The 7,341-nt window shown below is 62.2% G+C and carries 7 protein-coding genes; 2 read left to right on the top strand and 5 right to left on the bottom strand.

Features of this window, described 5'->3' with window-relative positions:
* A partial coding sequence (locus FY112_RS02895) for an FAD-dependent oxidoreductase (protein ID WP_181018135.1) occupies window positions 1-455 on the bottom strand: 455 nt, incomplete at its 3' end.
* 230 nt (window positions 456-685) lie between these two features.
* On the opposite strand from FY112_RS02895, the gene FY112_RS02890 reads away from it, so the two are divergent.
* Window positions 686-1,153, top strand: a complete 468-nt coding sequence (locus tag FY112_RS02890) for an Lrp/AsnC family transcriptional regulator (protein ID WP_003541645.1) — start codon at window positions 686-688, stop codon at window positions 1,151-1,153.
* A gap of 32 nt (window positions 1,154-1,185) precedes the next feature.
* Here FY112_RS02890 and FY112_RS02885 read toward each other — a convergent pair whose 3' ends face one another.
* Window positions 1,186-2,532, bottom strand: a complete 1,347-nt coding sequence (locus FY112_RS02885) for a sigma-54 dependent transcriptional regulator (protein ID WP_151517616.1) — start codon at window positions 2,530-2,532, stop codon at window positions 1,186-1,188.
* A 4-nt stretch (window positions 2,533-2,536) separates the two neighbouring features.
* Window positions 2,537-4,405 (bottom strand): ATP-binding protein, encoded by a 1,869-nt coding sequence (locus tag FY112_RS02880; RefSeq protein WP_151517615.1) that lies wholly within the window; start codon window positions 4,403-4,405, stop codon window positions 2,537-2,539.
* Window positions 4,406-4,629: 224 nt separating this feature from the next.
* Here FY112_RS02880 and FY112_RS02875 point away from each other — a divergent pair, with 224 nt between their 5' ends.
* Window positions 4,630-5,964 carry a dicarboxylate/amino acid:cation symporter gene (locus FY112_RS02875; protein WP_151517614.1) on the top strand — a complete coding sequence of 445 codons (1,335 nt, stop codon included), beginning with the start codon at window positions 4,630-4,632 and terminating at the stop codon, window positions 5,962-5,964.
* 74 nt (window positions 5,965-6,038) lie between these two features.
* On the opposite strand, the gene FY112_RS02870 is transcribed toward FY112_RS02875, so the two are convergent.
* Both FY112_RS02870 and FY112_RS02865 read right to left on the bottom strand, forming a co-directional pair.
* Window positions 6,039-7,097 carry a glycosyltransferase family 4 protein gene (locus FY112_RS02870; RefSeq protein ID WP_151517613.1) on the bottom strand — a complete coding sequence of 353 codons (1,059 nt, stop codon included), beginning with the start codon at window positions 7,095-7,097 and terminating at the stop codon, window positions 6,039-6,041.
* A 27-nt stretch (window positions 7,098-7,124) separates the two neighbouring features.
* A partial coding sequence (locus FY112_RS02865) for a GreA/GreB family elongation factor (RefSeq protein WP_181018134.1) occupies window positions 7,125-7,341 on the bottom strand: 217 nt, incomplete at its 5' end.

Below are 7,341 nucleotides of genomic sequence, written 5' to 3'. Positions count from 1 at the left end.
ACCACGATCACATCCTTGTTGCGATAGAAGAAACCGTCGCAAGTGGCGCAGGCCGAAACGCCGAAGCCCTGGAAATGCTGCTCGCTCTCGATGCCGAGCCACTTGGCCTTGGCGCCGGTGGCGATGATCAGCGTATCGGCGGTCCAGACCTGGCCGCTGTCGGTGCGGGCGACGAAGGGGCGCTGGTTCATGTCGACTTCGGTCACGAGGTCGTTGACGATCTCGGCGCCGACATGTTTTGCCTGCTGCAGCATCTGTTCCATCAGCCAGGGACCCTGGATCGGGTCGGCAAAGCCCGGATAGTTCTCGACATCGGTGGTGATCATCAACTGGCCGCCCTGTTCGAGACCGGCGATCAAAACCGGTTTCAGCATGGCGCGCGCGGCATAGACCGCGGCAGTATAGCCTGCAGGTCCGGAACCGATGATGAGCACCTTGGTATGGCGGGCGGGCATGTCATTTCCTTTCGACTGGCAGGAGGGCGGCGGCTCGATAGCGATTGCGGCCGTTTCGCGTCCCTGGGCCATTTATGAACGTCCAATGCTTTTATTCAAGGGGAGCCTTGCGTTACCAACAAGGCAAATCGCCCGGATGTGCAAGAATCCGTCATCGGCGTGAAACTTTCTTGCGTATTCCGCGGCTTTATATAGAAGCTCCCCGCGAAGAATTAAAGAAAGGCAATGATGTGGGGCGTGCGGAACTCGACGTCATCGATATAAAGATCCTCCGGGAGCTGCAGGCTGACGGCCGCATGACCAATGTGGAGCTTGCCGATCGGGTCGGCATCTCGGCGCCGCCTTGCCTGCGCCGAGTGCGCAAGCTCGAGGAAGCCGGCATCATCGAGGGCTATCACGCGATGCTGAACAGCCCGAAGCTCGGCTTCGACCTCGTCGCTTTCTGCATGGTCGGCCTCAAGCACCAGTCGGAAGGCAATCTCAAGGCCTTCGCCGCCGCCACCGCCGAATGGCCGCTGGTGCGCCAGGCCTGGATGGTCTCCGGTGACAGCGATTTCCTGCTGCATTGCGTGGCGGAGAACCTCACACGTTTCCAGGATTTCGTCATCGAGGTGCTGACGGCGAACGAACATGTCGATACCGTGCGCACCATGCTGACGATCCGGCAGGTGAAGAAGCTGGGACTGGTGGAGGTCTAACACCACCTCGGCAGAGCAAACGTCATCGCCAATTACTTGCGCGATATATAGCCGCCCCGATTGATTCCGTGGCGCTGGAGTTTGTCGTAAAACGTCTTTCTCGGAATGCCGAGCGCCTCGATGGTGCGGCGGACGTCGCCGCCATTGGCCGACAGCGCGTCGCGAATGATCTCCGCCTCGTAGCGTTCCAGCCGTTCGGGAAGCGTCGCATCCGTCGGCTGCGGAGCGACCGCTGCCGTTGCCCCACCTTCCACGCCAAGCACCACGCGTTCGGCATAATGCGAGAGTTCGCGGACATTGCCCGGCCATGGGTGCGAGGCGAGATGCCGCCGCACATCCGGTGAAAGCGGCGGGACATCGCGACGGAAGCGCTCCGCGGCGCGAGCGGCGAAGTGGGAAAACAGCAGCGGAATATCGTCGCGGCGTTCTCTCAGCGGGGGAATGGAGATCGTCACGACATTCAGCCTGTAATAGAGATCCTCACGAAAATCGCCGCGCACCGAGGGATCCCCAAGGTCGATCTTGGCAGCCGCGACGACGCGAAGATCGACCGGACGCACCTCATTGGTGCCAAGCGGCGTGATCTCACGCATCTCCAGCACCCTCAGCATCTTGACCTGGGTGGCGGCCGGCATGCTTTCGATCTCGTCGAGGAAAAGCGTGCCGCCGCTTGCATGTTCGATGCGGCCCGTGCGGCGCTTCTGGGCGCCGGTAAAGGCGCCGGCCTCGTGGCCGAACAGTTCGCTTTCGATGACGGTTTCGGGCAGGGCGCCGCAATTCAGCGCTACGAAATTTCCTCTCCGGCGGTGGCTCCACTGATGCAGAAGCTGGGCAACCACTTCCTTGCCGCTGCCCGTTTCGCCGGCGACGAGCACATCCACATCGGTATCGGCGATGTGGCGAAGAATGTTTCTGAGGTTTTCCATGACAGGCGTCTGGCCGATCAGCGGCAAATTCTCCTGCGCATCTTCGGCCGCCTTCCGCAGCATGCGGTTTTCCAGAACAAGCCGCCGCTTCTCGCTTGCGCGACGCACGCTCTGGACGAGCCGATCGGCTGAGAAGGGCTTGGCGATGAAATCATAGGCGCCATCCTGGATCGCCTGAACGGCCATCGGAATATCGCCGTGGCCGGTCATCAGGATCACCGGCAGGTCGACATCCATGCCCTGCAGCGTGGCGAAGAGCTGCAGTCCGTCGATCTCCGGCATGCGGATATCGGTGACGACGGGGCCGGCAAAGTCCGCCGGCAGATCCGCCAGCGCAGCTTTCGCACCGTCATAGGCGGAAACGGAAAATCCGGCGAGTTCGAGCGTCTGGGCGGTGGCGCGGCGCAGGTCCTTGTCGTCGTCGATCAGCGCAACAGGGGTCGGCGGTTCCATGATCTCAAGCCTTCCTTAGCTGAACGATGAACCGGGTTCCGCTGTTGTCGCTTAAAACCTCCATCCGGCCGCCATAGTCGCCGACGATGTCCTTGGAGATCACCAGGCCGAGGCCGAGGCCGCTTTCCTTCGAGGTATTGAACGGCGTGAACAGGCCCTTGCGGATTTCCGGCGGGATGCCGGGACCATTGTCAGCGACCGTCACCGTTACCGTCCCTGCCTCGGTGGATGTTCTGACCTCGACGCGCCCTTCTCCGGCCTTCGGCGCCACTGCCTCCAGGGCATTCTGAAGCAGGTTGATGAGCACTTGCTCGAGACGGATCCGGTTCCCCATCACCTGCAGTTCGGGGGGCGGCAGGTCGATGTCGAGCGTATCCATGCGGCCGGCAAACCTGCTGCGCAGCAACATCACCGCGCCCTCGATGACGTCCTTCAATCCTGTTGGTTCGGCGCTGCCTCGGCCTTTGCGGGCAAAGGTCTTCAGTTCCTCGGTGATCGAACCTATGCGCTCCGTCAGCGCCGCGATGCTTTCGAGATTTTCGCCGGCCGGCGCCGTCTGGCCGCGATCGAGGAAGGTGCGGGCGTTATCCGCATAGGCACGAATGGTTGCCACCGGCTGGTTGATCTCATGGGCGACGCCGGCCGCCACCTGGCCCAGGATGGCCAGCCGGTTGGCCTGCACCAGATCCTGCTGCACCGCCTGCAGCTTCTGCTCCGTGCTCTTATGGCCGATGATTTCGGCCTGCAATCGGTCCCGCGCCTGGCTGAGATCCAGTGTCCGCTCGACTACCCGCCGTTCCAGTTCCTCCCGCGCCTGTTGTTCTCTGGATATCCGCAGGGTGATCGCATGGCGGCGGCGCAAGAGGAAGGCTGCTCCAGCAAGCAACGGCAAGAGTATCAGCAATGCCAGCATGCGGGCTTCGCGAATTCCCGCATCGACGGATGGCCCGAGCGTCACGAGATGCTGCAACTGCCATCCGGTGGCCGGAACCGGTATCCCGACATCGAGAAACCTGGTTTTTCCCGCGTCGCCCGGCATGACGATCCCAACGACATCGAGCCCGTCACCGAGGTTTCGGACCATGTCGAGCGGCAGGGGTTGAAGCGGCGCATCGCCGAATTGAAGGCTTTCGCGGATCGCCGTCAGCCGGTCCTCGGCGATCCGGCCGATCGTCATGAACCGCCATGACGGAATACTGGTGATGAGGACAATGCCGCGCTCGTCAACAACGTAGGATGGGGTGTTTGAGGCATTCCAATCCGCCTCGACGTCGTCGAATTCAACCTTGACCACGACGACACCCAGCAAGCCATTGCTGCCCGAAATCCGCTGAGAGATATATAGACCCGGTTTCTTGCTGACCGTGCCGAGCGCGAAGTGCTCGGCCTGTCCTCGTACCACCGCACCCTGAAAATACTCGCGGAAACGATAGTCATTGCCGACGAAGCTCGTCGGCTCGCGCCAGTTGCTGGCCGAAACCGCCATGCCGTCCTTGTCGATGACATAGATGACGGCAGCCTTCGTGCCCGCCGCCAAATTTTCCAGCTTCTGACTGAGCCGCTCGAAAGCGCCCGCATCGGTTCCCGCCAGTGCGGCGGTGAGTGCCGCGTCCTGCGACAGCACGAAGGGAAGCGCCCGATATTTTTCGAGAACCGTGCGCAGCAATGCAGCATTCAGCCTCGCATCCATGCGGGCCTGTTCCTCGAGAGCAGCCTCCGCCCGGTGCCGACCGATCTCGCCGCTGGCCCAGAGGCTTGCGACGACAGCGACGAGGGCGAGCACGGCATAGGTCCACCACATCCGCCGGATGCGGTGCTTCAGGGGCAGGGAAAGCCACAATTTCTGCGACACGGACATGGCGGATTTGTGCATTTTTCTGCACGAAACGCAAATGTATTTGTGCGGATTTTCGCATTGCTTAATGAGCCATCAGAAGCCCAGTAAATTTTTCTATAATAAATTCAATATTTTGCTGGTCCGCGCAAAACTGGCACGGCGATTGCGAAGAACCTGGCAACAACGGCTGAGCTGTTGGACTTGAAGCGAACGGCTCGGGAGGCCGGAGTTCATTCCGGACGAGCCATTAGGAGGACATCATGATCGCAGCACCACTCGATGCAGTCGTAGGCAGCAAGGGCAAGAAGCCCTTTTATACCCATCTTTACGTCCAGGTTCTCGCCGCCATCGCCGCGGGTATTCTGCTCGGCCATTTCTATCCCGAATTCGGCACCCAGCTGAAGCCGCTCGGCGATGCCTTCATCAAGCTCGTCAAGATGATCATCGCCCCCGTCATCTTCCTGACGGTCGCGACCGGCATTGCCGGCATGAGCGATCTGCAGAAGGTCGGCCGCGTCGCCGGCAAGGCGATGCTCTACTTCCTGACATTCTCGACATTGGCGCTCATCATTGGCCTGATCGTCGCCAATGTCGTCCAGCCCGGCGCCGGCATGAACATCGATCCTGCCTCGCTGGATCCGGCCGTCGTCGCCGGCTACGCCGCAAAGGCGCATGAGCAGAGCATCGTCGGTTTCCTGACCAACATCATCCCGACGACGATCGTCGGCGCTTTTGCCGATGGCGACATTCTGCAGGTGCTGTTCTTCTCGGTGCTCTTCGGCATCGCGCTCGCCATGGTCGGCGAAAAGAGCGAACCGGTCGTCAACTTCCTCAATGCCCTGACGGCGCCCGTGTTCAAGCTCGTCGCCATCCTCATGAAGGCTGCTCCGATCGGCGCCTTCGGCGCCATGGCATTCACTATCGGCAAGTACGGCGTCGGGTCGATCGCCAACCTCGCCATGCTGATCGGCACCTTCTACGTCACGTCTCTGCTCTTCGTCTTCATCGTTCTCGGCGCTGTCGCCCGCTACAACGGCTTCTCGATCGTGGCGCTGCTGCGCTACATCAAGGAAGAGCTGCTGCTGGTCCTCGGTACCTCGTCTTCGGAGGCAGCGCTTCCGGGACTGATGAACAAGATGGAAAGGGCCGGCTGCAAACGCTCGGTCGTCGGTCTCGTCATCCCCACAGGTTATTCCTTCAATCTCGACGGCACCAATATCTACATGACGCTGGCAGCGCTATTCATTGCCCAGGCAACCGGCATTCAGCTTTCCTGGGGTGACCAGATCCTGCTGCTGCTGGTGGCGATGCTGAGCTCCAAGGGTGCCGCAGGCATCACCGGCGCCGGTTTCATCACGCTTGCCGCGACGCTTTCCGTCGTGCCATCCGTGCCGGTCGCCGGCATGGCGCTCATCCTCGGCATCGACCGCTTCATGTCGGAATGCCGGGCACTGACCAACCTCGTCGGCAATGCGGTCGCGACGATCGTCGTGGCACGTTGGGAAAACGAGCTGGATACGGCGCAGCTCGCCGCCGCACTGGGCGGCCAGACCGGCGAGAGTGCTCCCGCCGCCGGGCTTCAGCCGGCTGAATAACTGACCGCACTGTCCCGCAGTCCTAAAATTCCTGAAACGGCCCGCTATCCGGCGGGCCGTTTTTCTTTTCCGCTTTAGCCGCGGTTGCCACCGAGAAGGCTGTTGTAAACGGCGCCGATCGCACTTGCTTCCTTCTCCAGCGCAAAATTCGCCCTGACATGTCGCAGCGCATTCTCGCCATGCGCGATCGCCAGAGCGGGATCTGCGATATAGGGCGCGATTGCCCGCGTCAGTGCCTCGCCATCGCCGGCAGCGACGACCGAGCCCGTCTCGCCCGTGACGATGAGCTCGGCATAGGCGCCGGCGTCCGATGCCACCACTGCCGTGCGCGAGGCCATGGCTTCGAGCGGCGTCAGGCCGAAGCCCTCGTTGCGGGAGGGGGCGACGTAAAGCGCCAGGCGACGATACCAGACCTTGATGTCGGGCACTTCGCCGAGGAAGAGGATACGGTCGCTGAGCCCGGCGGCCGCGACATCCGCCTTGAGTTTGTCGCCAAATGCCGTGTGCTCGGCCGTCACCCGGCCGGAGACGACCGCCGTCCACTCGGGGTGCTGCGGCAGCAGTTCGATCATCGCCTGGACGAAAAGATCAGTGCCCTTCTGATGGCGCACGCGGCCGAAGCAGCCGATGAGATGGCGGCCCGGCAGGCCGGTGGCGGCGATGCCGTCCTCCGCAGTTTCCGGCGGATGGAACAAGGCAAGATCGACGCCGTGCTGGATCACCGTGTGCGGCACGTCGAGGAACGAGCCGGATCGATCGCTGGTCGCGATGACGGCGTCCATGCGGCGGATCAGCCATTTCGTATAGGCGGTGTGGCGGCGTTGCGCGGCCGAGGTGAAGAGAAGCTTCAGCGGCATGCGGAACAGATGGCGCAGCAGGATGCCGACGGCCATCTCGTTGTTGCGGCGAGCGTGCCAGACACGCTGGCGCCGGCGCGCCGGCGGGCGCCAGAGGCCGAGGAGCTGCCGTCCCTCAAGTTTCGGCAGGTCCTCCGGCAGGCCGGGGCCGAGTGTCGCGATCTTGATGCCGAGCCGGATCTGGCACGGGATGAGCTGGACGATGGTCGACGTGACGCCGGAGAGCCGGCGCTTGAAATTGGGCGCGATAATCTCGACGTCACGAATATCCGGCAAGGGAGGGGTCTCGCGGCTGGCGGGCGATCAGCCCCAGGAAACCTGAAGGATTTCGTAGGCCTTGGAGCCGCCGGGCGCATTGACCTCGATGGAATCGCCGACTTCCTTGCCGATCAGAGCACGGGCGATCGGCGAAGAGATGGAGATGCGGCCGGCCTTGACGTCGGCTTCCTGGTCGCCGACGATCTGGTAGGTCTTTTCTTCGTCGGTGTCCTCGTCGATGAGCTTCACCTTGGCGCCGAAC

Origin of the sequence: Rhizobium sp. PEPV16, from assembly GCF_008919455.1 — a bacterium.
Lineage (GTDB): Bacteria > Pseudomonadota > Alphaproteobacteria > Rhizobiales > Rhizobiaceae > Rhizobium > Rhizobium leguminosarum_Q.
Note: the sequence above shows the minus strand (reverse complement) of the source record. Positions and strands in the feature narration are given on the sequence as shown.